Consider the following 25958-nt stretch of genomic DNA (forward strand, 5'->3'; position numbering starts at 1 on the left):
CCCGATGCACCCCTTACTTTGAGAGATTCGGGTTAGGGCTTTCACCATCAGCAGGCCGTCGTCGAAGTAGCCATTTCTCGCGTAGAACTGGTGCGTACGCTCCCTTCCCAGAACCATGGCGATACGGACCACAGCGCATTCAGTCCGCTCCGCCTCCGCCTCGATCCACGCCATCATCTTGCCGCCGATGCCCTGACCGCGCACGGCGCTGTCTACCACCACATTGTCCGCCTCGATATACTTGCCGCACCACAATTGAGTGCCCGTCCAGAAACCCGACGCACCCACCATCCGTTCGTCGATGTATGCTGCTATGCAGCGGTAGTTGCTCTGTGCGAACATGGCTGAATGCCGTTGGCAAACCACGGCCTGACTCAGGCGACTAACCTGGCTGTACAGCGGGAAAATTGCCATCGTCTGATCGAGGCCGACCAGCTCGCGGATGATCACTTCGTCGGACACAGCAGCCCCCTATCCTCTCGATCACATGATAGTGCACGCGAACTTGGTCATGATCCATGGGCGTGAACCACTTAAAGTAGACTGCCTGTCTTCCCATTGTAATCCGCTGCGCTTATAGCTCCCCGCCCGTTCCGATCGCACAAGGAGGAGAGCCATGAACGCCAATGATGTCGCCGCCCATTGGGAGAGCAATGCCGAGACCTGGACGATCTATAGCCGCGCGGGCTACGACAAATATCGCGACGCGCTGAACACACCGGCCTTTCTGAAGATGCTGCCACCGGTGGCGGGCCTTGCCGGGCTCGATCTCGGCTGCGGCGAAGGTTCCAACACCCGCGCCGTCGCCCGCCTCGGCGCCCGCATGATCGGTCTCGACATCGCCCCGACCTTCATTCGTTATGCCCGCGAGACCGAGACGCAAGCGCCGCTCGGCATCGACTATGTGCTCGGCGACGGCCAGGGCATCGATTTCCCGGAGGCGAGTTTCGATTTCGTCACCGCCTTCATGTCGATGATGGACATGGCCGATCAGCGCCAGGTGCTGGAAGGAATCCACCGCGTCCTGAAATCGGGCGGCTTCCTGCAGTTTTCGATCCTGCACCCCTGTTTCGTGCCGCCGACACGCCGCAATATCCGTGACGAGGCCGGCAAGCCCGTCGCGGTGGAGATCGCCGATTATTTCGACGAGAGCGACGGCCGGGTCGAGCGCTGGATCTTTTCCTCCATCCCCAAGGAAGAACGGGCGACGCTGACGCCGTTCGCCATTCCGCGTTTTCACCGGACGCTGTCGACCTGGGTGTCGATGATAGTCGAAGCGGGGCTGACGATCGAAGCTTTCGGCGAGCCCATGGCGTCAGTCGAGGTGGCGCTCGCCGAGCCAACGGTCGCCGATACCCGTATCGCGCCGATCTTCCTCCACATCAGGGCGCGCAAGGCGTAAGGCCTGTTTTCCCGCCGCCACCGAGGTTTGAAGGAGGGTGAGTTCTCACCCCGACATCATCGTCGCACGGCGACCACCGAGCTGGCGCGATATCTGGACAGCTGGACTCGATTGGATTGGTTGCCGCCGAACAGGTAGACGTACTGCCGGCGCTGGTCCATGTGATCGAACAGGCTCACATGAAAGCGCCGGCCGGTGCGGATCACCACGACATCCCCTCGCCTGGCGGAGCGGACACCGACCGGCTTGCCGAACTTCCTCCAGGACGCCGCCATGTTGGGGTTGGGCGGCGGTTGCCGCGAAGATCGCTTGGCGACAAAGGCCAGGAACGCCCCGCACCACGATACCCTGCGCGGATTGATGCTGAGGAAGGAGATGGAGCGTTCGTGCATGCTCTTGTACCTGGACGCCGTGCCGAGCATGTCCGCCTCACAGGGCACGGCAAGCGCCGTGAGGACGATGACGAGAATAACCTTCATAGTTACCCACCATTGTTTGTATAATCTTGAAAATCCAAAATGTGGCGAAGAATAAAACAGGCGGCGCAACGTAGATGTGAATTATGGCGTGAATTAGAAACAACTAATACTGGCATTTTGGCGGCAAAAATCTGTCCGAAGCGAGGCGCCGACAGCCGCTGGCGAGCCTCCCTTTGCGACCGGGCCCGGCGGGCGAAAACCCGAAAATGCCTACTGTACAAGCCGGACAGGCTGCAGTTCTCCATCCAAACCAGGTTCATTCAGATAAGATGGACCGCGCCCGCAAGTGCTTGAGCGGTAAGACCATTTGCCAGGGGTGGACCACCGCGCGCAAACTTAGGTCATCACCTGTACGGCTATATTTATGAGGATCACTCATAATACTTCGACGTGACGGAAAATACATTGCGCTCGCTTCATTCGCCGGGCGAAAGCCGGGGTTACTTGCGGCCGGTTGCGGACATCAACGACTTTGGGACAGCAGACCGACGGTGCGGCATATCAACCGTGAGGTTGCACCGGTTCGGGCTGGCCCATGGGGGCAGGATCAGCGGCAAGCGCCCTGGTGACCAGGAGTGCGGCACCGATAACCGGGACGACCATCCCGTACGAAAAGCGAATGCCGAAATGCTCGGCAACGAAACCGAGCAGTGGCGGCCCGGCGAAAAACACGAGGAACGTCGTCTGCGCCAGCGCCGCAACATTGACCGGCGCGGGCCGATCCGTACGTCGGGCCGCAGCCGAGATGGCAAGCGGATAGACCGAAGAACAGCCGATACCCGTCAGGCCAAAGCCTGCGAGCGCGACAACAGGATGTGTCGCCGTCGCAACCATGACGAGACCGGCGGTCGCGATCCCGAGGAGGATTATTGCGACCGGGCGTGGATTGAAGCGGTCGATGACAGGATCCATGCCGAGCCGTCCAATGGCGATGAACAGGGAGAAAATGGTCACGCCGAGCCCACCGATGAAGGGTTCGACCGCGAATACGTCACGCATATAGATCGCCGACCAATCGACGCTCGCGCCTTCGGCGAGAAGTGGAGCTGCGCCTATCAGGCAAAGAGGCAGCAGCCCGATCGTCGGAAAAGCGATGGGCGGACTATCTCCTGGGTGCGCGTCCTGCCGATGGGGCGCGTTCTCGATCCCGGAGAAAACGATCGACCCCGCAATCAAGACGGTGACGAGGATGATGAAACTATGCAGTTCGATGGAGACGGCAGCCTGCCGCATGCCGGCGGCAACAAGGGCGGTGATGCAGAAGCCGAGGCTCCACATGCCGTGGGCCCGGCTCATGATGCGGTACCCAAGCAGCGCCTCACGGCGATCGGTTTCGATATTGGCGTTGATCTCGAATGCTCCGGTGAAAATGCCGGCAATGAAGAACAACGGTACCGCCGCGAGAGCTGAAGGCATCCAGGGGATCAGCGCGAAAAACAGCGCCGCACCGAAGACGGTAACGAAAGCCGTGGTACGCGCACCGAGCCTCTCGATGAACCTCACCGAGAACGTCAACCCGCAGAGAACCCCGGAGGACATGACAGCGAGCAAAAGACCCAGCTCTCCTTCGGTCAGGCTGAACTTGACCTGAAGGTCGGGCAACCGCGACACAAACGCGCCTAAGGAAAGGGCCACGGCAAACTGAATGAAGAAAATGCGGTGGTGCGGCTTCATCTCGACACTCTGCTCCGATTGGGGCGGGATCGAAGCAGAGCGATCCCGCCGATAGCCGGACTTTCCGACGAAATGGCGCTAGCTCAAAAGCCGCGCTCTCAGGATTGTCAACCACCCTTGCTGACAGCCCCTGTCAGCATGATGCAGCCGCGGCTGATTCACTGGTGCTTGGCGGCCGCTGGTATTTCTGTGACGCGCAGCTGCTCCGTCCACATCCACTCCCCCTTTCTCACAAAAAGTCGCACTCACCTCAATTTACTTGCCGTTCTGCAATCGGCATATGTTTGTGCCATAGGCAAGTGGCACGAGAGGGGAACTATGACATCGACGCATATAAACAATACGGGTGCACGTGCCGGGGCTGAAAGGGCTTTGTCGGACTGGTCGTCGGCGCGGTGATCGGCTTTGCCTTTGCGCAGGCGGAATCCTTTTCGAAGCTCGAAAAGCAGGGCTATGCCGTCGGCAAACTCACCAAAGGCAAGGCCGGCGGCTACGGCTGGGTCAACTCGAACAGCAATAAGCGGTTCTTCTGCCGGCTGAATGCCAGCCTGGCTTATGTCAGCAAAAAGGAGATGGTGGGCATCACGTCGTCAGGACGGCTCATCAAGGTGGACCGAGCCACGTTCGAGGCAAGGATCGGCGGCCCTGATCCGTCGATACCGCAATGGAGCGATCTTCAATCCGGCCGCGTCAAGCCTGATGACGTTGGGACCTGCACGCCTGTGCGCTGATTGACCGAGAGCATGATGCCGAAAAGTGTGAGCGGTTTTCGGACGACATCATGCTCTAACATCTAATTTAGAGCAGGATTCAGATTTTAGGCCGAACGGGCCTAAAATCATCCTGTTCTGGAGTATCGCGGGGGGCGCGACAAGGTGTTTGGAGTTTGCCCCGCTCCCCGAATTGAATACACAACGCTAAAGCGGCTGAAGGAGGACGTGTCGCTTCTTGCCGACCGAGAGCCGGATCATCCCGTCCTGGACGTCGGAGTCGCCAAGCCGCATTGCCTCGTCCTTCACGCTGCCGCCGTTCACCCGCACACCGCCGCCGACGATCAATCGACGTGCTTCGCTTTTCGACTTGGCGAGCCCGGCAACGACCATGGCGTCTACGAGCGGAAAGGCACTGCGAAGGCTATCCGCGAGAATGACCGTCGGGAGACCCGCCGGAACTTCGCCTGCTTCGAAGGCGCGCCGGGAGGTTTCGGAAGCTTGCGCGGCGGCATCTGCTCCGTGGCACAGGCTGGTGACCTGGTCGGCAAGTATCTTTTTTGCTTCGTTGATCTCGGAATCCCGAAGCACTTCCAGGCGCGCAATTTCATCCAAGTGTAACTCGGTGAACAGCCTGAGAAAACGACCCACATCGGCATCCCCGGTGTTTCTCCAGAATTGCCAGAATTCATAGGCCGACAATCGGTCGGCGTTCAGCCAAACCGCCCCCGAAACGCTCTTGCCCATCTTCGCGCCCGATGATGTCGTCAGCAGCGGAGCAGTCAATCCAAACAGGGCGCGTCCACCGATCCGTCGCCCAAATTCGACGCCGCTGACGATATTGCCCCACTGGTCGGAGCCACCTAGTTGAAGCAGACAGCCGCGGCTTTCTGCGAGGACATGGAAGTCATAGGCTTGCATGACCATGTAGTTGAATTCCAGCAATGACAGCGATTGCGCCCGTTCCAACCGTTGGCGCACGCTCTCCGATGTGAGCATCCGGTTGACTGAAAAATGCGGCCCGATATCACGCAGGAAATCGAGATAGTTGAGCCCGCCCAACCAGTCGGCATTATTGACCATGATGGCATCAGTTGGGCCGTCCCCGAAAGCGAGGAAGCGCTCGAAGACCCGCCGGATGCCGATCAGGTTTTTCATGATCTGCTCTTGGCTGAGAAGAGGACGCGACGTGTCGCGGAAGCTCGGATCGCCCAGGCGGCTTGTTGCACCGCCGAGCAAAGCGATGGGTTTGTTACCCGTCTTCTGGAACCACCGGAGCATCATGATCGGAATGAGATGGCCGACATGCAGGCTATCGGCGGTGAGATCGAACCCGTTATAGGCGGTGCCGGCCCCTGAACAAAGCCAGCTGTCGAGCGCCGCCAGGTCGGTGCATTGATGCAGGAAGCCGCGTTCGCTCAAAGTGCGAAGAAAGTCGGATCCAGGTCCGGTGGACTGAGAGGATAGTATCACGAGGGTCTCCATTTAGGCCGAGAGGCCGGAGACCTTCTGTTGACACACGTGCCGCCGACCGTGCGGCGTCTTGAGTGTCAGGAATATGACCTTGCGCCGCTCTCTATGGAAGCAGGGTGTAATAGACGCTCGAAAAGTTCAGGGCGCAGGTCATGCATCCTTATTACCATGCGACAGCACAATCACAAGAGGATGCGAATTGAGGACGTTTGAACGGATCGCAATGCCACCCTCCCCATCCCCGCATCCGCCTCCGCTCCTCACAAAAAAATTTAGCACCGGCATCAATTTGCTTGCCGTTCTGCAATGCGGCATATGTTTGTGCTCATAGGCAAATGGCATGAGCGGGGAACCATGACGTCGACGCATTTGGATAAGACGGGGGATGCCGCCGGCCGGAAGGGCTTTGTTGGTTTGGTCGTCGGCGCGGTCGGCGTCGTCTATGGCGATATCGGCACCAGCCCGCTCTATGCCTTTCGCGAGGCGCTGAGGCCCTTTGCGACCGACGGCACACACGAGCCGGAAATCATCGGGCTGATTTCGCTGATGGTCTGGACGCTGACGGTCATCGTGACCTTCAAATATGTGCTCTTCCTTCTCAGGGCGGACAATGACGGCGAAGGCGGCACGCTGTCGCTTCTCGCCCTTTTGATGAAGAAGATGGGGCGAAACGTGCCGGTGCTCTTCTTCGCCGGGCTGATTGGCGCCGCTCTCTTTATCGGCGATGCGATGATTACGCCTGCCTTGTCGGTCATGTCGGCACTCGAAGGCCTGAAACTGATCACACCCGCCTTTGCCGAATACGTCCCGCTTGCGTCGGCTGCGATCATGATTGTTCTCTTTGCCGTCCAGTCGAGGGGAACAGCCGCCGTCTCGAAGCTTTTCGGGCCGATCACGGTGTTGTGGTTTCTGGCCATGGCGGCGGGCGGCCTGGTCCATATCGGCGACGACTGGCGGATTCTGGCGGCGCTCAATCCGCTTAACGCGCTCTCGTTCCTGGCCCATGCCGGCAGCGTCGGCCTCATCGTGCTCGGCGCCGTCTTCCTGACGGTGACGGGTGCCGAAGCGCTCTATGCGGATCTCGGGCATTTCGGGCGGCGCCCGATCCAGATGGCATGGTTCGTGCTCGTTTTTCCCGCGCTGCTACTGAACTATCTCGGCCAAGGCGCGCTCGTTCTCGCCCATCCGGAAGCCGCCACCAATCCGTTCTTTCTGATGTATCCCGACTGGGCCTTGCTGCCGGTGGTTATTCTGGCGACGATGGCGACGATCATCGCCAGCCAGGCGGTGATCACAGGCGCATTTTCGCTGGCCCGCTCGGCGGTTCACCTCGGTTTCCTGCCGAGGCTCAGGATCAAGTTCACGTCGGAGACCAACACCGGCCAGATCTACGTCCCGAGCGTCAATCTTCTCCTGCTGGTCGGCGTCTTGATGCTGATCTTTTCCTTCGGCGACTCCGAGTCGCTGGCGACGGCCTATGGCATCTCGGTGACCGGAACCATGGTGATCTCGACCATGCTGGTCTTCCAGTTCCTCCGGGCCGTCTGGGGCTACTCCCTCGTGCTCGCCGCCGTCTTGCTGCTGCCGCTCTTCATCATCGAAGTCCTGTTCCTGGCGGCGAACCTCTTGAAGATCCACGATGGCGGCTGGGTTCCGGTCGCCCTTGCGCTGGCGATCATGATCCTGATGTGGACATGGACCCGAGGCCAGGCCTATCTGAAGAGAGTGCGGGCCAACAACGAGATCCCGCTCGATTCCTTCATCAGGTCGATCGAGCGAAAGTCGGAGCATTCCCCCGTCACCGTCCCGGGAACGGCAGTCTTCCTGACCAGCGTCCCGGATCGCACGCCTAATGTGCTGCTCCACAATCTCAAGCACAACCACGTGCTCCACGAACAGAACGTCATTCTGACCGTCTGGACCGAGGACGAACCTTATGTCCCTGACAGCCGCCGCATCAAGATCAGCCAGCTCTCGCCGCGTTTCGTGCGCCTCGACATCACCTTCGGCTTCATGGACGACCCCGACGTCACCAGGGCGCTGGCTCTCTGCCGGGAAAGCGGCTTCAAGTTCGAGATCATGAGGACCTCCTTCTACCTCGGCCGCCGGAACCTCGTCAGGACGCCGAACACCGGCTTGCCCGCCTGGCAGGAGCGCATATTCATGGGGCTGGAGGGCTTGGCGATCGATCCCTCCGATTACTTCAACCTGCCGTCCAACCGCGTCGTCGAACTCGGCGAACAGATCGCCATTTAGAGCATGATGTGCTCGGCGGCGGCGTCCGGACCGCGCTTGTATCAGCCTCGATATCGCAATCCGTTGACGATGATGTCGAAGGCGCCAGGCGCTGGACCTCACGTCTTGGCCGAGATCGCGCTCAGCTCTTCGAGATCGAGGTCCTGTTCCAGCACGTCCAGCGTCTCGTCGTCGATGTCGCTGGCGGGATGAAGACGGATGAGCTCCCGGCGCCCTGTGGCAACCGCTTCGAGAACGACGTCGAAGTGGGCATGGAGCACCGGTTTGGCGGCAGCACGCTGCAAAACAGCCGCCCTCACAGGATCAGTGCGGAGCACTTATCTTTCAATAGAATTGGCTGTCAATTTGTCCGTCCTATCGATTTCAGAATTGACTAGAGTTCTCGCCGGGACAGAGGCTTCGTTGCCGTCAATCATTGCCCAAATTTAATTGGAATTTCCTGCGCATCCTCCTTAAATCCTCCGTCTTGAGGCAGAGGAAGACAGATGAAGAGGCGGACCCTTGTGCTTGGAGGTGCGGCCATTGTCGCATCATCCGTGGCTGCTGCAGCAATCTGGCCGCGGCGGCATGTCACTGTTGCGACCAGGACATTCGACTGGAAGGGAACGGATTTCCTGACCGGCGGGACAAAGTCGGTTACATTGGAAAAGCTGCCCGAGCCGCTCTTCCGTATCCGTCCGAATTGCGTCGTGACCGTCGCCCAGACCCTTGGCCCCTGCCATGTCAACAATGTCCCGGCCCGTCAGGACGTTTCGGAAGGAAAGGCCGGGCTGCCTTTGCGGTTGGCCGTTCGGATCGTCCACGCGGCCGATTGCCAGCCGGTCGAAAATGCCGATATCGAGATCTGGCATACCGATCACCGCGGCATCTATTCCGGCCGCGAGGCGGCCGAGATGTGCACCTTCAGCGATGCCGAGGCGATCAGCGGCCTTGCCTTTCGTGGCCGCCAGCTGACGGATGCCAAAGGGCAGGCAAGTTTCCTGACGGCCTATCCCGGATGGTACAAGGGCCGCACGCCGCATGTTCATTGCCGCATTCTCGCCGAAGGCAAGGAGCTTCTCGTCAGCCAGATCTATTTCGACGATGCGCTGAGCGACATCATCTACGGCGAACATCCTGATTATCTCGGGCGCCCTGCCCGCGCTACGCGCAACGACGAGGACGGCCTCATCCCGGAGGATGCCGCCGATCACATGTTCGATTTCGAAAAACTCGATGGCGGCGTGCTGTCCGCCACCATCACCATCGGCCTCTCAGCCTGAGCGCGGGAGCGGCGGGGCTTCCCGCGCCCCCATTCGCCAGGGCATCCCGCCTAGATTCCCGCATACCATTCATAACCGCGATCTTCCCAGAAGCCGCCATTGCCGCCGTAGAGCTGGCCAAGATCGGCGACGGCTTCGATGCCGGTCAGGTATTTTGCCTGCTTGTAGCCGAGCTGGCGCTCCACCCGAAGCCGGAGCGGCGCGCCGTGGGCGACTTCGAGATCGCGGCCGTTCATGGTGTGGGCAAGAATCGTCTGGGGATGAAACGCATCGACGAGATCGATGCTTTCATAATACCAGCCGCTGCCGTCGAGCGTCTTTTCATATTCGTCGGCGCAGTGGAAGACGATATAGCGGGCTTCGGGTTTCAGACCGGCCGCCTGCAGCAATGCACCGAGCGGCACGCCGGTCCATTTGCCGATCGCGCTCCAGCCCTCGACGCAGTCATGCCTTGTGATCTGCGTGCGGGCCGGCAGGGCTTTCAGCTCGGCCAGCGACAATTGCATCGGCTTGTCGACCTGTCCGCCGACCTCGAGCTTCCAGCCCGAAAACCGCTGGTTCATCCAGTCGATATAGCGGGCATTGTCGGGCATGCTCGTGCCGTTGGCGCGGAAGGTCGGCGAGATATCAGCTTCGGTGAACTCCCGGGCGAGCGCGTCGTCACCGAGCAGGAAGCGTTGCGTCTTCATGCTGAGGCCTTCGGCGATCTTCAACACCGATTTCGTCCGATCGTTTTCGACGAGGGCATCGCAGCCGGCAATCCCCAGCGCCGATGCCGTCATGGTCGCGCCGATCAGGAAGCGACGCCTAGTGATGATGCGGCTCATGACTTTCCTCCCTGCCCGATGTCGTAATAGCCTGTGACCATCGAACGCAGATTGTTGAACACGCCCGAGACCAGCACCATCGCCACATGCACGGCGACGAAGGAGACGAGCGAGAAGGCGGTCAGGAAATGCAGCGTGCGGGCCGATTGCCGGCCGCCGAACAGATCGAGCAGCCAGGGCGCGACCGCGTTGAAGCCCGGCGACATGGTAAGCCCTGTCCCGATCATCAGCGGCAGCAGCACGAAGATCACGGCGACATAGGCGAGTTTCTGCAGCGTATTGTAGTGGCGGGCCTCCGGCCCCTTGGGAAAGCGCAGCCGGGCGTGACTGACGATCTCATGGCCGAGATGCGAAGGCTTCAGCTCTTCGGCCGCCGGCAGCAGATCCCGGCGGAAATGCCGGCTGACGAAACCATAGGCGAGATAGATGAAGCCGTTGATGACGAACAGCCAGGCAAAGAAGAAATGCCAGCGCCGGCCCGATGCCAGATCCTGGTAGCTCGGCAAGGTCAGCCAGTTCGGAAAACCGCGCACCGCAGCCTCGCCGTCGACATTCGAAACCCCGAGAATGCCCGTCGTGTCGAAACTCAATCCGCCGATGCGCGTCACGCCCTTCAGCGCATCGCCTTCCTGTTCCGCCTCCATGGAAATGAAGGACGGATCGTCGTCGGCGCCATACTGGCCCCAATAAAGCGCCGGATGGGCGTTGAATATCTGCAGGCCGCTATACAGCAGCACCGTCATGCACAGCACGTTCACCCAGTGCGAGAGGCGCACCAGCAGCCCATGGCGGTAGAAGAGCGTGCGTCCGCTCGCCATGCCGGCATCGGTCGTAACCATTGTAGTTCCTTCCGGATCGACATAAAAGGTCTTCGCGAGAAAGGACGCGGCCGCCGACGATAAAGTTTCAGCGGCAGCGGCTAAACCTACTTCATCGCGTCGCAGTCCTTCATCATCGTGTCCTTTTCCATGCCGGCACTGTGCATGCAGTCGGCCTTGGTGCTGCCGGTCGCCATTGCGTCCTTCGACATTGCGTCCTTGGACATGGCGTCCTTCGACATCGTGTCGGTCTTCATGCTGTCTTTCTTCATGGTATCGCTGCTTTGGGCGCTGGCGGCGCTGGCAAGCGAGAGGCCGATGACGAAGGTGCTGGCTCTCGGATCGATGACATGTCCGCCGGCACCCGCCGACGGCTCACAGTCCTGAATTCGATCCCCTTGCGAAGGCGGTTACAGCCTCACGCTTATGTGATAGCGCTACAGCGCCGCGCGTTTTTGGAGACGCGCAAAGGACGCTGTACACTTTGAATTGCCGCCGGAAGATTTTTGAACCCGCCTGTAACCAAAGCGTCATCTACCCGAATGATATTGCAGACGACATGACGAGCGCCCATTCGGAACAAGCACTGAAGATGCTGATGCTTCTTTCCCTCGATGGGGACGAGGCAGCCTACCGGCGTCTGCTCGTGACCTTGCGAACTCTGCTCGTCGGTTATTATGGTGGGCGGATCGGCACTACCGCGAAATCCGACACGGAAGATCTTGTGCAGGAGACGTTGCTGGCGCTGCATTCGCGCCGGGCGACCTATGACAGGGAGCGGCCGTTCACCGCGTGGTTCTTCTCGATTGCCCGCTACAAGCTGATCGACCACCACCGAAAGCATGGCGGCCGCTACAAGGCGGAAATAGAACTGCACGAGGAGATCGAAGACGATTTCAGGGAGGATGCGATCGCAGCGCGCATGGATGTCGAACGGCTGTTGAACGGCCTGCCGCAGCACCAGCAGGAGCTGATCCGTCAGGTCAAACTCGAGGGGCAGTCGGTGGCCGACACGGCAAGCCGCACCGGACAGTCGGAATCGGCGGTCAAGGTCGGCGTTCACAGGGGCATCAAGGCGCTGGCGGCAAGATTGCGAGGTGGGATGTGAGAGAAACTGAGGACGTGATCGACAGCCTTGTCCGGGATCTGAAGCCGGTGCCGAGACATGCGCTCGAACGCCGCTTCGCGCTCGCCATCCTGCCTGCTCTGGCAGTCTCGCTGCTGCTGATGCTTATCGTCCTCGGCCTTCGCACCGATATGGCGCAGGCGCTGATGCTGCCGGTCTTCTGGATCAAGTCCGCCTACAATGCCTTGCTTGCAGTCGCCGCCTTCGCAGCCGTTTACCGCCTGTCCCGGCCGGATGGCTCAGAGGGCCGCTTTTTCGGGATTGCCGCGGCCATCATACTCGCCCTCGCAGTCATGGCGGTCATCCAGCTCGCCGTGTCGCCGGCCGCAAATTATCCTGTGCTGGTGCTCGGTTCCTCCGCCCTGCACTGCCCGCTGCTGATCTTTGCCTTTGCCATGCCGATCCTGATCGCAAATACCTGGGTTCTCCGTGGTGGTGCCCCGAGCAACCTCGGCATCACAGGCTTCATCGCCGGCATTGCCGCCGGTGCATCCGGCGCCTGGGTCTATTCCTGGTTCTGCACGGAAAACGGCCTGCCCTTCGTCACCCTCTGGTATTCGCTCGGCATCCTCTTGACCGGCGCAACCGGCGCGCTGCTCGGCCCCCGCCTCCTGCGCTGGTAGCACCGGCTGTTTGCGGCACTGCGCCACTAGAGCCTTTCCGGGTCAGATTGAAGCATTCTGTTGGCTCAAACGGAGTCGGATGGTCGACCGGCCGGCGCGCGTCGTAGCCAAGCTCTGCGGCCAAGCCGGCCGGTCGATCAGCCGGCCCGTTTCAGCCAACCCCCGCAGATTTGCCTGGCAAATCTGCAAGACTCAGAATCGCCAGACGCACCTATTGCTTCGCATGGCGAAGCAGTGCGGCCGGTGGGCCGGGCATCTTTCCGCCAGGGCAGAGGCGATCGGCTCGGACGTACCTTGGGGTATGCCCGTCGCCAATCGCCTCTGCCCTGACGAAAACCTGCTCCGGCAGAATGCTGCAATCTAACCCGGAAAGGCTCTAATCCTTCATCCGGCATGAAACCAGATGCAGCATTCCTGCGTACTACTCGGGGGGTGAGTATTGCGTACCCCCTGGATCGGAAAAACACAGGCAGCGGGGAATGACGGCATGGTCAGGAAAGAAGGCGTAGCCCACCTCGCCCGGCAAGCCGCGGAACAGGGGCTGGCCAGGCTGATGATGAGGCTGCCTGCGACGCGGGCAACGATCAGAGCAGTTGCGGCGAGCCAGCCCCATTTTTATGAATTATGCGGCGCCTACGGCGAGGCTTGCGCCGTCCTCGATCGCATGCGCCGGGATAGATCGGCCGATCCCGCAATCATCACTGAATACGAGATCATCTGCGCGGAAATCGAAGTCGACGTCATCAGGATCCTGCTCGGCGATCAATGAGACCACCGCGAGCACCGGACTGACCTCCGTCCAAGATAGGTACCGCATCATCCCAGCAGGTCATCCACATGGATGGAGATGCTCAGCGTATCCGTGTCGAAATGCAGCGAAGTCCCGTCGGAGATCTTGTAATAGAAGGTGTCGCTGACATCTCCGCTAAGCCCGGCGAGCTTCGCCGCGTCGGCCGTATAGCTATAGTCGCCGTCACTGTCGACATGGATGGTGCCGTATTGGCCGGTCAGCGTCACACCGTCCTTGTCGACGAATTCGCCCTCGAAGCGGCGAAGCAGCAGGGTTCCATTGGCCGAGCTGTCGTTTTCGAGGAGATTGCCGTAATGGGCGCCATCCAAATCGGAGGAGATTTTCAGGCTGTCATGGGTTGCGACAAGCGCAGGCGCCGTGTCCGTGTGCGTCGTATCGCCGACCGCGAGACTATCGCTGCTCGCAAGCATCGTCGCCTGGGCCTCGTCGAGCGTCGTGTTGTTGCTGACGGGAAAGGTGTTCGCGGCGATGATAGTGGGAGAGATGCTGTATGGCCTGACATCGCTGGCGATGACATTGTCGTGGAAGGAGCCGGATGCCGGCCTGTCGACTTTCAACGCTGCCTGAGACAGATCGTCGAAGACGTTGTTGTGGATCTCGATACCCTCGCGAACGTAACTGGTCGTGCCGGAGGCGCTGACCGCCACGCCCCATACACCATCGTGGATGTAATTACCTGAAATGTCGTAGTCCCGCGTATTGCCCTGGTCGCCGAGACCGATGGCATAGGACCAGCTGTAGCCGCCATAACCTGAAATATCGTTGTCGTGAATAGCGATGTTGGTGCCGGCTTGTGCGCCGATCCCGAAGCCACCGCCGATGATCGCGTTGTCCTCGACCAAGGCATTTACGGTCCGAACGAGCGCGATGACACCCTTCGGCGTAGCTGCCCCCGTCTGGTCGAGATAATTGCCGCTGATCACGATATTGCTGCTGTCGTTCATCTGGACGGCATCTGCCGCCGTGCCGTGGGCGTTGGTGACGGTGTTGTTGTTAAAATTGACGCCGTTGACTTTTTCGATCCAGACGCCGTCGCCGTTGACGTCGTTGATCGTGCTGTTTTCGATGGTGATGTTCGACCCGGTCCTGAAGGTGATGGAACCTGATTTGCCCGCCAATCCGGTGTGATCGACCTCGACGTTGCGGACCGTCCAGTTCGAAACACTGCCACCATAGATGGCTGCCCCGCCGGTGTCGGAGATCTTGATGTTCTCGATGACGATGTTCGATGCATAGAGGCTGTGGATGCCATCATTGGGGCTGTGGATGACCGGCGCATCGCCGACACCATAACTACCGATCGTAATCGGAGCCGCAACGCTGCCGGAGTATTTAAGGTCGAGCTGATCGTTGAACACGCTTCCGGCGGCGAGCAGCACGCTGTCGCCCGGCTGTAGTTTCAAGTTTTCCACCGCCCAGAACGATGAAAACGGCGTGTCCTCGCTCGTTCCATTGTTGCTGTTGGAGCCTATCGCTGGATTCACATAATAGATTGCCATATCGCCTTGTTCTCGAATTGCCCGCGCAGCCGTCTGAATCGGCTGCGACGCGTGGATCGGATGCGGTCGGGGCTAAAGGCCATGTCAAAAGGCCTTCGATATTGCCCTCACGACGGTTGGCAGACCCTGTGGGCCTGCCTTGGTCTCGAGAACGCCTGGCGGAGGCGTAGTCTGGAAATGACAACTTATACGAAAACAATCTACTAAATAACGACCGAAAGGTGAATGAACGATAATCGTACACCTCGGCGACGTATGGTCGCAGAGATGAGATGTCCTGTTTCAGGTCAGTCGCAAGCAGGAAAGGTTGAGGCCGTATTGCAGCCCCTTACCCTCACCCGGCGGCGGCAGCCGGATGAGGGACACTGCGGAGCCATTTGATGGCGAGAACAACGCTTCCCCGGGGGAGCCACGCCTCCCCGGAACGCCTGCCGACATAGCGTCGCTCCCGGCACCCTCACCTCAGCTCAGCAAGCCATCCAGATGGATGAAGACGGTCAGCGTATCCGCGTCGCTATGATGCGAGCTTCCATCGTTGATCCCGTAGCTGAACGACTCGCTCACATGTCCGCTATGGTCAGGGAGCTTCGTTTCATCGAGCGTGTAGGCATAGTTGCCTTCCCGGTCCACATGGATCTCACCATATTCCCCGGTCAGCGTCAGGCCATGCTTGCCGACGGTTTCGTCCCCGAAGCGCCGAAGCACCAGGGTGTCGTTATCCGAGCTGTCGTTATCGAGGAGATTGCCGCGATGGGCGTCGCCCGTATCGGTGAAGATTTTCAAATTGTCATGGACGGCGACAACCGCCGGATCCGCGGAGGCCTCCGTGACTGCCGCGGTCTTCGCAACCGGGCTTGCCAGCGCCGTCTCGACATTGGCGACCGTATGGTTGCCTTTGACCGTGAAGGTATGCGCGTCGGCAATGGCCGGCGATATGCTGGTGGCCTTGGTGCCGGTCTCGATCGTATTGTTGTAGAAGGAGCCGGATGCCGGCCTGTCGACCTTCAGTGCCGCCTGCGAGAGGTCGTCGAAGACGTTGTCGTGGACCTTGATATTCGTGCGGGTATAGCTGGCGCCGCTGGGGCCGCTGACGGCAACGCCCCATGCGCCGTCATGAATATGGTTGCCTGAAATATCATAGTCCCGCGCATTGCCCTGGTCGCCGAGACCGACGGCGAAGGACCAGCTGTAACCGTGATATCCGGATATGTCGTTGTCGCGGATGGCGACGTTCTTGCCAGCGGGCGCGCTGATGCCGAAGCCGCCGCCAGTGAGCACATTGTCCTCGACCACGGCATTCGTTGCCCGCACCAGAGCTATCACCCCCTTCGGAGTGCTGGCGTCGGTCTGGTCGAGATGATTGCCCTTGATCAGAATATTGCTGCTGTCGTTCACTTGCACGGCATCGGCCGTCGAGCCGTTCGCGCTGGTAACGGTGTTGTTGAGAAGCTTGACGCCGTCGACCTTCTCGATCCAGAAGCCGTCGCCTTTAACGCCCGATATCTTGCTATCTTCGACCGTGACGTTCTTGCTGCTCCGGAAGGTGACGGCGCCTGCGTTTTCCGACAATCCCGTCTTGGCGATCTCGACGTCGCGGACCGTCCAGTTCGTGACACTGCCGCCATAGATGCCCGAACCGCCGATATTCGATATCTTCAGGTTCTCGATGACGATGTTCGAGGCATAGAGACTATGGATGCCGTCGCCGCTGCTGTGGATGACGGGTGCCGCACCCGTCCCGTAACTGCCGATCTTGATCGGCGCACTCTCGCTGCCGGAATATTTGATATCGAACTGCTCGTTGAACACGCTCCCCTTGGCAAGAAGCACGCTGTCGCCGGGTTTCAGCTTCAAGGATTCCACTTTGGACAAAGTCTCAAAAGCCGATTTCTGGGCCGTTCCGCTGTTGCGGTCGGAGCCAGTTACTGAGTTCACATAGTAGACTGTCATATCGCCATGTTGCCCTGTTCGTCGGATCGCTATGTCGCCGCCGGGATCGACCAGGATCGGCCGGTCGGATGCGGCGGGGGCAACCGGCCACGGCAAAAAGGCGATAAGATGTTGTCAATGGGGCAGCGGGCGGGTTCGCGCGCTTCATTCCACAGGCAATTGCCTGGTGTGACAAAAGTTACAACTTGGGCCGAGAAATCGGCGACTTCGAGGTGAATAAATCGCGGTGTGTTTGCGCGAGGCACACGTCGCCTTCCGTCTGTGCGTCATGTGATTCTTGCCTTCGCTTGCGCTCAGGGGTGAGGAGCGCCAGCGGCGAACGCCTTGAGCGTAAGCGAAAGGCGCACTCCAAGGTGAAACCCTACCCCCTCGCCCTCAAAGCCGACGTCAGCGGCAACCATGTCGCAGCGATGGGGAGACCTCAGGCCCTACAGCGCCGCGCGTCTTTTCAGACGCGCAAAGGACGCTGTAGCACTTTGAATTGCTGCATAATTTTATCCTTAAATCGATTAGGATTTAAGGAATTATGCAGCCGCCGCTTCGGCCTTGATCTTCGGCTTCAGCAGGATGATGAGAAGCAAGCCGGCGATGATGAGTGCCGCGCCTTCGAGGTGATAGCGTTGCAACTGCTCGCCAAGGATCAGATAGGCGAGCACGGCTATGAAGATGGTCTGAATGTAGAGGAGGACGCCCGCCCGAGCCGCGCCCAGTGCCTCGATGCTGCGATTGAAGAGGTAGTACATGACCGCCCCGCCGGGGATCGCGACATAGGCGAGCGCGATGAGCCCGCTGCCGTTGAGCGTCGAGCGCTCGTCTGAGAATAGCTCGAACAGGTAGAAGGGCAGCGCCATCAGCACCGCCGCACCGAGCAGCAGCACCAGGAGCGCAAGACGATTCATGTCGAATTTCGCGCGGCGGAGCAGGACGGTATAAAGACTGAAACAGAACGCGCCGGCGACGATCCACAGTTCACCCGGGTTGAAGTCGAGCCGCATCAGCGCGGCCGGACTGCCCTTGATGATGATGACCACGATCCCGAGAAAGGCCAGGATCGATCCGATCATCTGCCAGCGTCCCATCGGCTCGGCCAGCATCAAACGGGCGAGGATCATGGTGATGATCGGGATCAGGGCGATGATGATGCCGGCAGTGGTGGCATCGGCATGTTCGAGGCCGACAAAAATCATGCCCTGGCAGATCGCCAGTCCCACACCGCCAATGAGAAGCAGTTCGAGCGGGCGAGCCCACATCAGCGCGACCATGTCGCCAAAATGCCGGCGCACGATCGGCATCAGGATCGCGAAGGCGATCAGCACGCGCCAGAAGCAGAGTGCCCAGGGCGGCATCTCGGTAGAAACCCATTTCGCCGCGATATAGACGCCGGCCGACAGCAGCCAGCAGAGAACGCCCACGGAATAGGCGGCGGCAAGCGAATTGCCTGCCGCCTGTTCCGTCCCGACCGTGTCGCGATGGACCGCCAAGACATTCATTGCCATGGCTTAGTTATGCCATAGTTTCCGTGGGCTGCACAGATGAGGCGGCGGCGCTCCGCCTGTTGCGGATGTCTCCTTCGGGCCGATCAGGACGGTCGCCGTGATGATGTGACCCGCCTGGAAGATTTAGACAGCCAGCCTCTACCCTCTCGCCCGCAAAGCCGAGGTCAGCGGCAGCCGTGTCGCCGCAAGTGCCGGCAACGCGCCGCCGATTATGCCGATGGCAAGTCCCAGCAGGCCGGCGGTGAGCGCGACGTCGGCGGTGACGTCGAGCTGGAAGGCCATCTTGGTATTGTTGGCGCCCATCGTGCTGGCCTGCCAGCCGTTGAAGGCGAGCCATGAGGCGAGGATGCCGAGGGCGGCACCCGCGATCGAGAGAGCCGCGGCCTCGACCCAGGTGGCAGTAAAGGCCGGCAGGCGGCCGAAGCCGAGCAGCCGCAGCGTGGCGATCTCGACGGTCCGGTCGGAGACTGAGCTCATCATCGTGTTCAGCGCCCCGGCCGTGGCGCCGACCGCCATCAAGAGCGCGATCGGCCAGCCGAACAAGCGGATCAGGCTCTCGGTGCGCTCAGCCTGCGCGGCATAGAGATCGGCCTCGGAGACGGCGGTGAGCGGCGGACCCGAGAGACCGGACAGGCGCGCGCGCAACGTCGCCAATGCGCTCGCGGGATCGCTCCCGCCATCGAGCCGCACCCGCAGGCTCTGCACCTGCCCCTGCCGGTCGAAGGCCGATTGCACCGCTTCGAGATCCGCCCAGATCTCGGATTCGAAGGCGCTGCCGCCTGAGGTGAAGTGGCCGGCGACCCTCCAGTCGACCGCGCCGAGGCGCACCGTCTCGCCGACGGTAAAGCCGGGGAAAGTCTGGGCGATGCGGACGCCGACGACGATCTCCCGGGCGCCGGGCGAAAACAGCCGGCCTTCGGAAAGCAGGGCGCGCTCGCGCAAGCCAGGGCCTGCCACGTCCATGCCCCTCAGCGACAACGTCTGGTCGGCACCGTCGCTTGCCCTGACATCGACGGGAACGACGGTCTCGCGCGACAGTGCCAGCCCGCCCGCACCGTCGCGGGCAATGCCCGTGTCGCCACTCATGGCGGCAAGGCTGCGGATCGCCTCGGCCGGCACATCCGAGCCGGTCTCCTGGTTGGTGCCGCCGCCGAGAATGACGGCGATGCCGGTAGAACCCGCGCCTTGAAGGGCTGCCTCAAAGCCCCTGGCCATGGCGAGAAAACCCGCAAGCACCGCCACCACGAGCGCCACCGAGAGTACCATCGACAGCGAGATCCACACCCGCCGCGGCAGGCTGCCGAGATTGACTCTGATCATGAGAAAGATCTGCTTGAGCGCTGATGACATTGGACTATCTCGATCTGAAGGCGTTGACGATGGGCAGGCGCATGGCATTGGCGGCAGGCAGCAATCCAGTCAGGAGGCCGAGACCGGCGATGATGGCGACGGATTTCAGCAGCACGGACGAGGTGAAGGCGAGGCCGAATTCCGGCCCGGCAAACAGCGTCGCGAGTTTGGCAAGCGCAAGCCCGCCCGCCCCGCCGGCGGCGAAGACGAACAGCGTCTCGCCGAGGATCAGCGCCATGATCCGCCCGCTGGAAAAGCCAAGCACCTTCATGACGCCGATTTCGAAGCTGCGCTCCCTCACGGCAAAGAGCATGGTGTTCACCACGATCATCAGGATCGTCACGAAGGCCGCGCCGACGACGAGGCTGACGATCAGCCCGACATCGGCGAACTGCCGGAGGAACGCTTCGAGGAACTGCTTTTCCGACTGCGTGCGGGTCGGTGCCGCCGAATTGGCAAACAGCGCATCGATCCGGGCGGCCAGCACGCCAGATGAGACGCCGTCCCTCGGGCGCACCACGAAGCCATCGACCGTGTCCTTGCCGCGTGCGCGGCCCGCATTGATCGCGTCATAGCGGGCGAGCATGAAATAGGTGTCGGTGCTGGCATCCGCCCCTTCGAATATGCCTGATATCTCGAAGCTCCAGTCGCGGCTGCCGTCTTCCCTAGCCAGCTGGCTGGTGACGCCGATGCGTTGGCCGATCGACCAGTCCTGCGCCTCCGCCAGCGCCCGCCCGACCAGCACCCGGTCGCGGCCCTCTTCCAGTGCTGATATCAGCTGAGGCGTCAACCCGAGTTCATCGCCATTGGCCGCAGCAATCAAGCGCGGATCGACGGCACTCGTCATCACCACGTTCTTCTCGACATCGACGAAGCCCCGCATGCGCGTCATATAGGCGACGGCGGCGACATCCCCGTCTCCAGCGATCCGGTTGAGATAGGCAAGCGGCAGCGGCTGCGCTCGCCCCGCCTTGTTGAAGACGCCGAGCAGCGTATCGCTCGCCCCGGCCGCCCCTTGCGAGCCGCTGAGGAAGCTCGCCGTCAGCCCGTAGATCAGGAAGGCGACGCCGACCGAGAACATCAGAAGCGTCGCGCGCAGCGGCCTGCGCCAGGCATTGCGGCGCATCAGCTGGAAGAAGGTCATTGGACGATCCTCTCCTGCTCGACGAATTCGCCCTTGTTGAGATGCAGCGTCCGCCGGGCAAAGGCCGCAGCCTCCGGATCATGCGTCACCATGATGACGGTCTTCCGCAGTTCTTGATTAAGAAAGCCGAGCATCTCCAGGATATCGTTTGCAGACTTCCGGTCGAGATCGCCGGTCGGTTCGTCGCAGAGCAAGAGGTCGGGATCGCCGACGATGGCGCGGGCGATGCCGACGCGCTGCTGCTGCCCGCCGGACATGCTGGATGGAAACTGCCGCTGCCGCCCGGAGAGCCCGACCAGATCCATAACGGTCTCGACGCGCGCCTGCCGCTCCTTGCGCTTGAGCGGCTTCAACAGCAGCGGCAGCTCGATATTCTCGCCCGCATTCAGCATCGGGAGCAGGTTGTAGAACTGAAAGACGATGCCCATGCTGTGTGCCCGCCAGGCGGCTCTGGCGCCTTCGCCCATCTGCTCGATATGGCTGCGGCCGATCCTGATCTCCCCTCCGTCGGGGCTGTCGATGCCGCCGAGCATGTTGAGCAGCGTCGATTTCCCCGAGCCCGACGGCCCCATGACGGCGACGAAATCGCCGCGTGCTATGGAAAGGTCGAGCCCGGAAAAGATCGGGATCGTCTCCGAGCCGATCCTGAATGCCTTCCTGACGCCGCGAAGCGCGATATAGGGTTCTTGAGTGTCGGTCATCGCTCTGCTCCTTGCTGATGGTCTGTGCTATCCCCTGCCTCACCCACAAGAAGGCGGATGCGCGCGGCCATGGCGGGGCGCATGTCTGGCGGTGGCGAGGAGAGTGACAGGCGAAGCGTCACCGTCCCCTTCTCCCGCGAAATCATCGGCGCGATCTTCGAGACTTCGACCGCAAAGGGCCGGTCGGGAAAGCCGTCGAGCACCGCCTCGCCACGCAAGCCCGGCCGCATCAACGCGATATTCGCCTCGGCCACATCGGCATCGATGACCATGGTTGCCATGTCGGCAATCGCAAGCAGGCTTTCATTCTCCCGGACGCTGTCCTCGCGCGACAGCACGGTGTCGCCGACATGTGCGGTAAGCCGCGTGACGGTGCCTGATATCGGCGCCCGGACGGTCAGCGCCTCCACCTGCTCGCGCGCCCTGTCGATATCGAGATCGGCCTTGGCCACGTCCTGCCGTGCCTGCAGGGCGGCATTTTCGGCGGTGTCGAACGCCGTCTTCGCCTCCTCCAGCGTCTGCGCCGACATCGCATCGCGCCCGGCCAGCCGCTCGGTGCGCGTGAGGGAAGACCGCGCCTGCGCCAATTCGATAGTCTTCGCCGCAAGCGCCAGCCCCGCCGATTGCCAGGCGATCTCGGCCCCCTGAAGCACAAAGCGGGCGCCGGCATCATCGAGCCGCACCAGCACCTGGCCTGTTACGACCCTGTCGCCCGCCTCAACCTCGACGGCGACGATCCGGCCCTCATATTTGGAGAAGATGGTGGCGATATCAGGTGCCACGACGTAGCCGGAGCCGGTGACTTCCCGGGACGGCAATGCTCTGTCCGCTGGGTTATTGGAGGGCAGAGCCCGGATAGGACCGGCGGCGGGCACGTCTGTTCCATCGACGGATATTGCGGCCTCGTCCTTGCCTATGAGACCCTCAAGCACAGTCTCGATGCGCTCCAGCGTATCGGGCCGATAGAGAAGCGCCACCGCCAGCGATGCCGTCGCGGCAAGGGCCAGTATTGCTCTTGGGATCACCCACCGCTGGGTCTGACGATCCGGCGGCTCTGTCTTGAAGGCCGCGGGCTCGATCGAAAGCGATCTCAGCTTGGCGGCAAGGTCTCGGTCATGTTCTGATGTCGTGTTCATGCCGCCAGAATGACCAACGGCAGCAAAACCGCGACCTCGAACGCGTTTCTGACAGTCCTCGATCGCGATTGTGTACTTGGCGCGGCAAGGCACCTGGGATCAGTCCTCATGGTAAGGAGGCCCGAAGGGCCGTCTCGGACCACGAGGGCGGGTGGGCTCTGCACCAACGGCAACATCCGCATTGTTAGAGCGACGCGGTGGCCAGCCCCGTCCTTCGAGGCCCCTGCGGGGCACCTCAGGATGAGGCTGGAGAGAGGTGGCGGCTTGGAATGCGGCCGGGGCCTCCTCCCACGATCTGAGATACACCGATCACTCCGCGCGGCAAGACACCTGCGATTAGCCCTCATGGTGAGGAGGCCCGAGGGGCCGTCTCGAACCACGAGGGCGGGTGATTGCGTAGGCGGGAGCTGAGAGAACGTACCTTAAGACGAAGCCGAAGAGACGCCGGATCCGCCCTTCCTCTCACGCCAGGCAAGCGGTGTCATATCCGTGACGCGGCGGAATTCGCGGTTGAAGTTGGACTTGGTCTGGAAGCCGACCTCGAACATCACCTCGGTCACCGATTTCTCGCTCGCGGCAAGCAGCCGGCAGGCCTCGCCGATCCTGTAGTCGTTGACATATTGCGAGACGTTCTTGTCCATCGCCCGGTTGATCGCCGCCGAGATCTGGCGGGCGGGAATGCCGGCCTTGCGGGCCAGCCGGTCGAGATTGAGATTGGCGTCGCGATAGAGCCTCTTTGCCTCCATCAGCGCATCGACCGTGGCGATCGTCTCCTTGTCTTCGGTCGTTTCGGACTTCAGCACCGCCTCCACCGTCTCGGCTGGCGCCCGGCTTCGGCTGGCGGCGGCGGCCGCAATGCCGAGGATGACGAGAACCGCGAGATTGCTGAGGCTGATCAGCGTCAGCGCATGCTCGCCATGCGCCCACGCGAAATCGGAAAAGACGAAAATATCGACCGAGGCCGACAGGCACAGCGCCGCCGCCGCGAAGATGATGGCCCGATAGGCCGGCACCGCTCCCTCGAAGGGCGCAAGCCGAAGCGCATCCGCGCCCGGCCGCATCAGAAGCAGGATCGCCAGGGCATAACCGACGAAAACAAGCACCAGCGCGAGATCGATCGCATCCCGCCGGAACACCATCAAAAGCAGGATGACCGCGGCGGGCACTGCATGCAGTGCAATGCGCGTCGGCAGCGGCCGCCGGCTCGTCCTCACCAGCCTGGAAACCCCGGCATAGGCAAGCGGCGGCACCATCGCCGCGGTGACAGGCGCGATCACGCCTGCCGCCTGCACCCCGTAGCCCCAGCGCAGGCCGGAGAGGACGGATTGCAGCACGGCGAGCAGGATCAGTGCCAGAAACGGCAGGTTGGGCTGCGCCTCCTCGTCACGCCTGAGGACGGTGACGAAGAGGATGAGCAGCAGCAGGGCAACGACGAGGGGAAGCGGAATGAACAGCATGGCCTGATAGGATCGGAGTGGCGAATGGACGGCCATCATTGCCGAGATCCTCAGCCGGCGCGACCTCCATCATGTTTTAGGACGCGTTTTAGGCTGGGATTTTTTGTGAGCGGCATGCCGTGATACCTTGTCCGACCCTTTGGGTCGCCGACCACAAGTCTCAATCCGCCGTTAAGGTCGGTATGGTTGTTTTCCAGCCAATCCGACAGGCTGTCGAGATCGGCGACATCGCAAGTCCGGGTGATCAGCGCGGGCACGACCGCCTGCGCCGTGTCTTTCGGAAAGTTGCGCTACGAGGACCTGCCTAGAGCCTTTCCGGGTTAGATTGCAGCATTCTGCCGGAGCAGGTTTTTGTCAGGGCGGCGACGGGCATACCTCTTGGTACGTCCGAGCCGATCGCCTCTGATCCTGGCGGAAAGATGCCCGGCCCTTCGGGTTGGCTGAAACGGGCCGGCTGATCGACCGGCCGGCTTGGCCGTAGAGCTTGGCTACGACACGCGCCGGCCGGTCGACCATCCGACTCCGTTTGAGCCAACAGAATGCTGCAATCTAGCCCGGAAAGGCTCTAGCCGAGAGCGCTTTGTGCTGCGCAGATCCGATCGACCAAAGCATCAAGATCGCCCCTTGGCGGACGGTTCTTGGCCAGGCGCTGCTTGAGATGCATGATCGGTTCCGCCAGAATTTCATCAAGGCTCTCGGCGCAGGTGAAGTCGCCCGCCACGCTTTTGACCTTTGAATTGTCAAAGATCGCCGACCATGCCTTGTCGCCCCGAAGGGGCCCAATCCACTCCGGATTGTACCGGACCAGGGTGTCCGTCGGCACGTGTACGATCTTGGCCTCGACATCAAGCAATCTGGCGATCGTCTTTTGAATATAGTTCCAGATGTGGGCGCGGTCGGAGGTGATGTGGAAGATCTCGTTCAACGCCGCCGGCTTGCCGAAAAGCCCGACAAAGGGCACCGCGAAATCAACCGAGCGGGTCAGTGTCCAGGGCGTGTGGCCATCGCCGGCTACGATAGTGGGCTCGCCGTCCAGCATGCGTCTCGCCATGACATCGCTGTCGCCCATCATGATCGGCAGGCCGGTGCGAACGGTGTGACTGGGACGGACGATGGTCCAGGCGAGATTCTCGGAATTCTTGAGCAGCGTCTCGCAGGCAATCTTGTCCTGGCTATAGCGCCAGTAGGGGTTGATCGCCGGTGTCTGCTCGGTAATCACATAATGGCGCGGCGGCTTTTCATAGACCGAAGCCGAAGAGATGAAGATGTACTGGCCGCAGTGCCCGGCAAACACATCGATGTCACGCGCGACTTGATCGGGCGTAAAGGCAATGAACTGGCACACGACGTCATAATTGGCCTTGGCCAAGTCCGCATAGGCGGGCGCCGCGAGATCGCCGACGATCGAGGTAACCCCCGCAGGCAATGGGTCGCCTCTCAAACTGCGGTTATAGACGCTGACATCGTGGCCCTGAACCACGGCGCGCTCGACGCATGGATATGAAATCTGGCCGGTACCGCCAACGAAAAGGATTTTCAAAGCCATGTGAAGGACCTCGGTGTCGGATGTAGCGGGGATATGCGGTCAGTCTTCATAGCGCGAAAGAAATCGGTCGTCTCCTGCAAAACACGTGCACCGGCTCACGTCGTTTGGATCGACCTGTCGCGTAAACCAGCGTGGTGGCAGTCCGCATAAACCGATCGGACGACGTGAGGTCGGCCGCAACCAGCCATTGCCGATACCGCAAAGATCTCTATCTCAAG

The 25958-nt window shown here is 61.2% G+C and carries 23 protein-coding genes and 1 pseudogene; 7 read left to right on the plus strand and 17 right to left on the minus strand.

Features of this window, described 5'->3' with window-relative positions; all coding sequences use genetic code 11:
• The coding region (locus V8P77_RS33520; RefSeq protein ID WP_335916618.1) for a GNAT family N-acetyltransferase at nt 1–462 on the minus strand (462 nt) is incomplete at its 3' end.
• Between the two features lie 154 nt (nt 463–616).
• Here V8P77_RS33520 and V8P77_RS33525 point away from each other — a divergent pair.
• Nucleotides 617–1402 carry a class I SAM-dependent methyltransferase gene (locus tag V8P77_RS33525; RefSeq protein WP_335916619.1) on the plus strand — a complete coding sequence of 262 codons (786 nt, stop codon included), beginning with the start codon at nt 617–619 and terminating at the stop codon, nt 1400–1402.
• Nucleotides 1403–1458: 56 nt separating this feature from the next.
• On the opposite strand, the gene V8P77_RS33530 is transcribed toward V8P77_RS33525, so the two are convergent.
• Both V8P77_RS33530 and V8P77_RS33535 read right to left on the minus strand, forming a co-directional pair.
• Complete coding sequence (locus V8P77_RS33530) at nt 1459–1881, minus strand: TIGR02594 family protein (RefSeq protein ID WP_335916620.1); 423 nt, start codon at nt 1879–1881, stop codon at nt 1459–1461.
• 501 nt (nt 1882–2382) lie between these two features.
• On the minus strand, nt 2383–3555 hold the full coding sequence (locus tag V8P77_RS33535; RefSeq protein ID WP_335916621.1) for an MFS transporter: 1173 nt from the start codon (nt 3553–3555) through the stop codon (nt 2383–2385).
• A 395-nt stretch (nt 3556–3950) separates the two neighbouring features.
• Between V8P77_RS33535 and V8P77_RS33540 the strand changes: the two genes are divergently transcribed.
• Nucleotides 3951–4286, plus strand: a complete 336-nt coding sequence (locus tag V8P77_RS33540; RefSeq protein ID WP_335916622.1) for a hypothetical protein — start codon at nt 3951–3953, stop codon at nt 4284–4286.
• A 186-nt stretch (nt 4287–4472) separates the two neighbouring features.
• Here the strand turns inward: V8P77_RS33540 and tyrS are convergent, their stop codons facing one another.
• Complete coding sequence (gene tyrS, locus V8P77_RS33545) at nt 4473–5750, minus strand: tyrosine--tRNA ligase (RefSeq protein ID WP_373694628.1); 1278 nt, start codon at nt 5748–5750, stop codon at nt 4473–4475.
• Between the two features lie 342 nt (nt 5751–6092).
• Here tyrS and V8P77_RS33550 point away from each other — a divergent pair, with 342 nt between their 5' ends.
• Entirely contained in the window at nt 6093–7994 is a 1902-nt protein-coding gene (locus V8P77_RS33550; protein ID WP_335916623.1) for a potassium transporter Kup, read from the plus strand.
• A gap of 98 nt (nt 7995–8092) precedes the next feature.
• Here the strand turns inward: V8P77_RS33550 and V8P77_RS33555 are convergent.
• A pseudogene (locus V8P77_RS33555) lies at nt 8093–8260 on the minus strand (Na+/H+ antiporter); the annotation flags it as partial.
• A 219-nt stretch (nt 8261–8479) separates the two neighbouring features.
• Here V8P77_RS33555 and V8P77_RS33560 point away from each other — a divergent pair.
• Nucleotides 8480–9256 carry a dioxygenase family protein gene (locus V8P77_RS33560; protein WP_335916624.1) on the plus strand — a complete coding sequence of 259 codons (777 nt, stop codon included), beginning with the start codon at nt 8480–8482 and terminating at the stop codon, nt 9254–9256.
• Nucleotides 9257–9306: 50 nt separating this feature from the next.
• On the opposite strand, the gene V8P77_RS33565 is transcribed toward V8P77_RS33560, so the two are convergent.
• The 3 genes from V8P77_RS33565 to V8P77_RS33575 form a co-directional block, all read right to left on the minus strand.
• A complete protein-coding gene (locus V8P77_RS33565) occupies nt 9307–10083 on the minus strand; it encodes a molybdopterin-binding protein (protein ID WP_335916625.1) in 777 nt (258 codons plus the stop codon).
• Nucleotides 10080–10922, minus strand: a complete 843-nt coding sequence (locus V8P77_RS33570; RefSeq protein ID WP_335916626.1) for a cytochrome b/b6 domain-containing protein — start codon at nt 10920–10922, stop codon at nt 10080–10082. Before V8P77_RS33570 ends, V8P77_RS33565 begins: the two co-directional genes overlap by 4 nt.
• A gap of 86 nt (nt 10923–11008) precedes the next feature.
• On the minus strand, nt 11009–11248 hold the full coding sequence (locus V8P77_RS33575; protein WP_335916658.1) for a pentapeptide MXKDX repeat protein: 240 nt from the start codon (nt 11246–11248) through the stop codon (nt 11009–11011).
• Between the two features lie 212 nt (nt 11249–11460).
• On the opposite strand from V8P77_RS33575, the gene V8P77_RS33580 reads away from it, so the two are divergent.
• The 3 genes from V8P77_RS33580 to V8P77_RS33590 all read left to right on the plus strand — a co-directional run bounded on the left by V8P77_RS33580 (nt 11461) and on the right by V8P77_RS33590 (nt 13419).
• Nucleotides 11461–12009: a sigma-70 family RNA polymerase sigma factor gene (locus tag V8P77_RS33580; protein WP_335916627.1), complete on the plus strand. Its 549-nt coding sequence runs from the start codon at nt 11461–11463 to the stop codon at nt 12007–12009.
• Entirely contained in the window at nt 12006–12650 is a 645-nt protein-coding gene (locus V8P77_RS33585) for an NrsF family protein (RefSeq protein WP_335916628.1), read from the plus strand. The genes V8P77_RS33580 and V8P77_RS33585 overlap by 4 nt, the downstream gene beginning before the upstream one ends.
• A 487-nt stretch (nt 12651–13137) precedes the next feature.
• Nucleotides 13138–13419, plus strand: coding sequence for a nodulation protein (locus tag V8P77_RS33590; protein ID WP_335916629.1), 282 nt, complete (start codon nt 13138–13140; stop codon nt 13417–13419).
• A 47-nt stretch (nt 13420–13466) separates the two neighbouring features.
• Here V8P77_RS33590 and V8P77_RS33595 read toward each other — a convergent pair whose 3' ends face one another.
• The 9 genes from V8P77_RS33595 to V8P77_RS33635 all read right to left on the minus strand — a co-directional run bounded on the left by V8P77_RS33595 (nt 13467) and on the right by V8P77_RS33635 (nt 25740).
• The gene (locus V8P77_RS33595) at nt 13467–14960 is read right to left on the minus strand and encodes a right-handed parallel beta-helix repeat-containing protein (protein WP_335916630.1); all 1494 of its coding nucleotides are present in this window, start codon (nt 14958–14960) and stop codon (nt 13467–13469) included.
• A 462-nt stretch (nt 14961–15422) separates the two neighbouring features.
• The gene (locus V8P77_RS33600) at nt 15423–16910 is read right to left on the minus strand and encodes a right-handed parallel beta-helix repeat-containing protein (protein WP_335916631.1); all 1488 of its coding nucleotides are present in this window, start codon (nt 16908–16910) and stop codon (nt 15423–15425) included.
• Between the two features lie 524 nt (nt 16911–17434).
• Nucleotides 17435–18406 carry a DMT family transporter gene (locus tag V8P77_RS33605; RefSeq protein WP_335916632.1) on the minus strand — a complete coding sequence of 324 codons (972 nt, stop codon included), beginning with the start codon at nt 18404–18406 and terminating at the stop codon, nt 17435–17437.
• Nucleotides 18407–18544: 138 nt separating this feature from the next.
• The gene (locus V8P77_RS33610; protein WP_335916633.1) at nt 18545–19756 is read right to left on the minus strand and encodes an ABC transporter permease; all 1212 of its coding nucleotides are present in this window, start codon (nt 19754–19756) and stop codon (nt 18545–18547) included.
• 4 nt (nt 19757–19760) lie between these two features.
• Nucleotides 19761–20900, minus strand: coding sequence for an ABC transporter permease (locus V8P77_RS33615; protein ID WP_335916634.1), 1140 nt, complete (start codon nt 20898–20900; stop codon nt 19761–19763).
• Nucleotides 20897–21601 carry an ABC transporter ATP-binding protein gene (locus V8P77_RS33620; protein ID WP_335916635.1) on the minus strand — a complete coding sequence of 235 codons (705 nt, stop codon included), beginning with the start codon at nt 21599–21601 and terminating at the stop codon, nt 20897–20899. The genes V8P77_RS33615 and V8P77_RS33620 overlap by 4 nt, the downstream gene beginning before the upstream one ends.
• The gene (locus tag V8P77_RS33625) at nt 21598–22830 is read right to left on the minus strand and encodes an efflux RND transporter periplasmic adaptor subunit (RefSeq protein WP_335916636.1); all 1233 of its coding nucleotides are present in this window, start codon (nt 22828–22830) and stop codon (nt 21598–21600) included. Before V8P77_RS33625 ends, V8P77_RS33620 begins: the two co-directional genes overlap by 4 nt.
• A gap of 329 nt (nt 22831–23159) precedes the next feature.
• Nucleotides 23160–24233, minus strand: a complete 1074-nt coding sequence (locus tag V8P77_RS33630; RefSeq protein ID WP_335916637.1) for a helix-turn-helix domain-containing protein — start codon at nt 24231–24233, stop codon at nt 23160–23162.
• Nucleotides 24234–24759: 526 nt separating this feature from the next.
• Nucleotides 24760–25740 carry an SDR family oxidoreductase gene (locus V8P77_RS33635; protein ID WP_335916638.1) on the minus strand — a complete coding sequence of 327 codons (981 nt, stop codon included), beginning with the start codon at nt 25738–25740 and terminating at the stop codon, nt 24760–24762.
• Between the last annotated feature and the right edge of the window lie 218 nt (nt 25741–25958).

The organism is Rhizobium aouanii, assembly GCF_037002925.1.
GTDB classification, from domain to species: Bacteria; Pseudomonadota; Alphaproteobacteria; order Rhizobiales; family Rhizobiaceae; genus Rhizobium; species Rhizobium aouanii.

Excerpts from the sequence above, each read along its gene's own strand:
- V8P77_RS33590 (WP_335916629.1), top strand. The coding sequence starts at position 13,138 with ATGGTCAGGAAAGAAGGCGTAGCCCACCTCGCCCGGCAAGCCGCGGAA.
- V8P77_RS33580 (WP_335916627.1), top strand. The coding sequence starts at position 11,461 with ATGACGAGCGCCCATTCGGAACAAGCACTGAAGATGCTGATGCTTCTT.
- V8P77_RS33565 (WP_335916625.1), bottom strand. The coding sequence starts at position 10,083 with ATGAGCCGCATCATCACTAGGCGTCGCTTCCTGATCGGCGCGACCATG.
- V8P77_RS33550 (WP_335916623.1), top strand. The coding sequence starts at position 6,093 with ATGACGTCGACGCATTTGGATAAGACGGGGGATGCCGCCGGCCGGAAG.
- V8P77_RS33630 (WP_335916637.1), bottom strand. The coding sequence starts at position 24,233 with ATGATGGCCGTCCATTCGCCACTCCGATCCTATCAGGCCATGCTGTTC.
- V8P77_RS33560 (WP_335916624.1), top strand. The coding sequence starts at position 8,480 with ATGAAGAGGCGGACCCTTGTGCTTGGAGGTGCGGCCATTGTCGCATCA.
- tyrS (WP_373694628.1), bottom strand. The coding sequence starts at position 5,750 with ATGGAGACCCTCGTGATACTATCCTCTCAGTCCACCGGACCTGGATCC.
- V8P77_RS33595 (WP_335916630.1), bottom strand. The coding sequence starts at position 14,960 with ATGGCAATCTATTATGTGAATCCAGCGATAGGCTCCAACAGCAACAAT.
- V8P77_RS33600 (WP_335916631.1), bottom strand. The coding sequence starts at position 16,910 with ATGACAGTCTACTATGTGAACTCAGTAACTGGCTCCGACCGCAACAGC.
- V8P77_RS33525 (WP_335916619.1), top strand. The coding sequence starts at position 617 with ATGAACGCCAATGATGTCGCCGCCCATTGGGAGAGCAATGCCGAGACC.
- V8P77_RS33610 (WP_335916633.1), bottom strand. The coding sequence starts at position 19,756 with ATGTCATCAGCGCTCAAGCAGATCTTTCTCATGATCAGAGTCAATCTC.
- V8P77_RS33635 (WP_335916638.1), bottom strand. The coding sequence starts at position 25,740 with ATGGCTTTGAAAATCCTTTTCGTTGGCGGTACCGGCCAGATTTCATAT.
- V8P77_RS33620 (WP_335916635.1), bottom strand. The coding sequence starts at position 21,601 with ATGACCGACACTCAAGAACCCTATATCGCGCTTCGCGGCGTCAGGAAG.
- V8P77_RS33605 (WP_335916632.1), bottom strand. The coding sequence starts at position 18,406 with ATGGCAATGAATGTCTTGGCGGTCCATCGCGACACGGTCGGGACGGAA.
- V8P77_RS33530 (WP_335916620.1), bottom strand. The coding sequence starts at position 1,881 with ATGAAGGTTATTCTCGTCATCGTCCTCACGGCGCTTGCCGTGCCCTGT.
- V8P77_RS33535 (WP_335916621.1), bottom strand. The coding sequence starts at position 3,555 with ATGAAGCCGCACCACCGCATTTTCTTCATTCAGTTTGCCGTGGCCCTT.
- V8P77_RS33615 (WP_335916634.1), bottom strand. The coding sequence starts at position 20,900 with ATGACCTTCTTCCAGCTGATGCGCCGCAATGCCTGGCGCAGGCCGCTG.
- V8P77_RS33570 (WP_335916626.1), bottom strand. The coding sequence starts at position 10,922 with ATGGTTACGACCGATGCCGGCATGGCGAGCGGACGCACGCTCTTCTAC.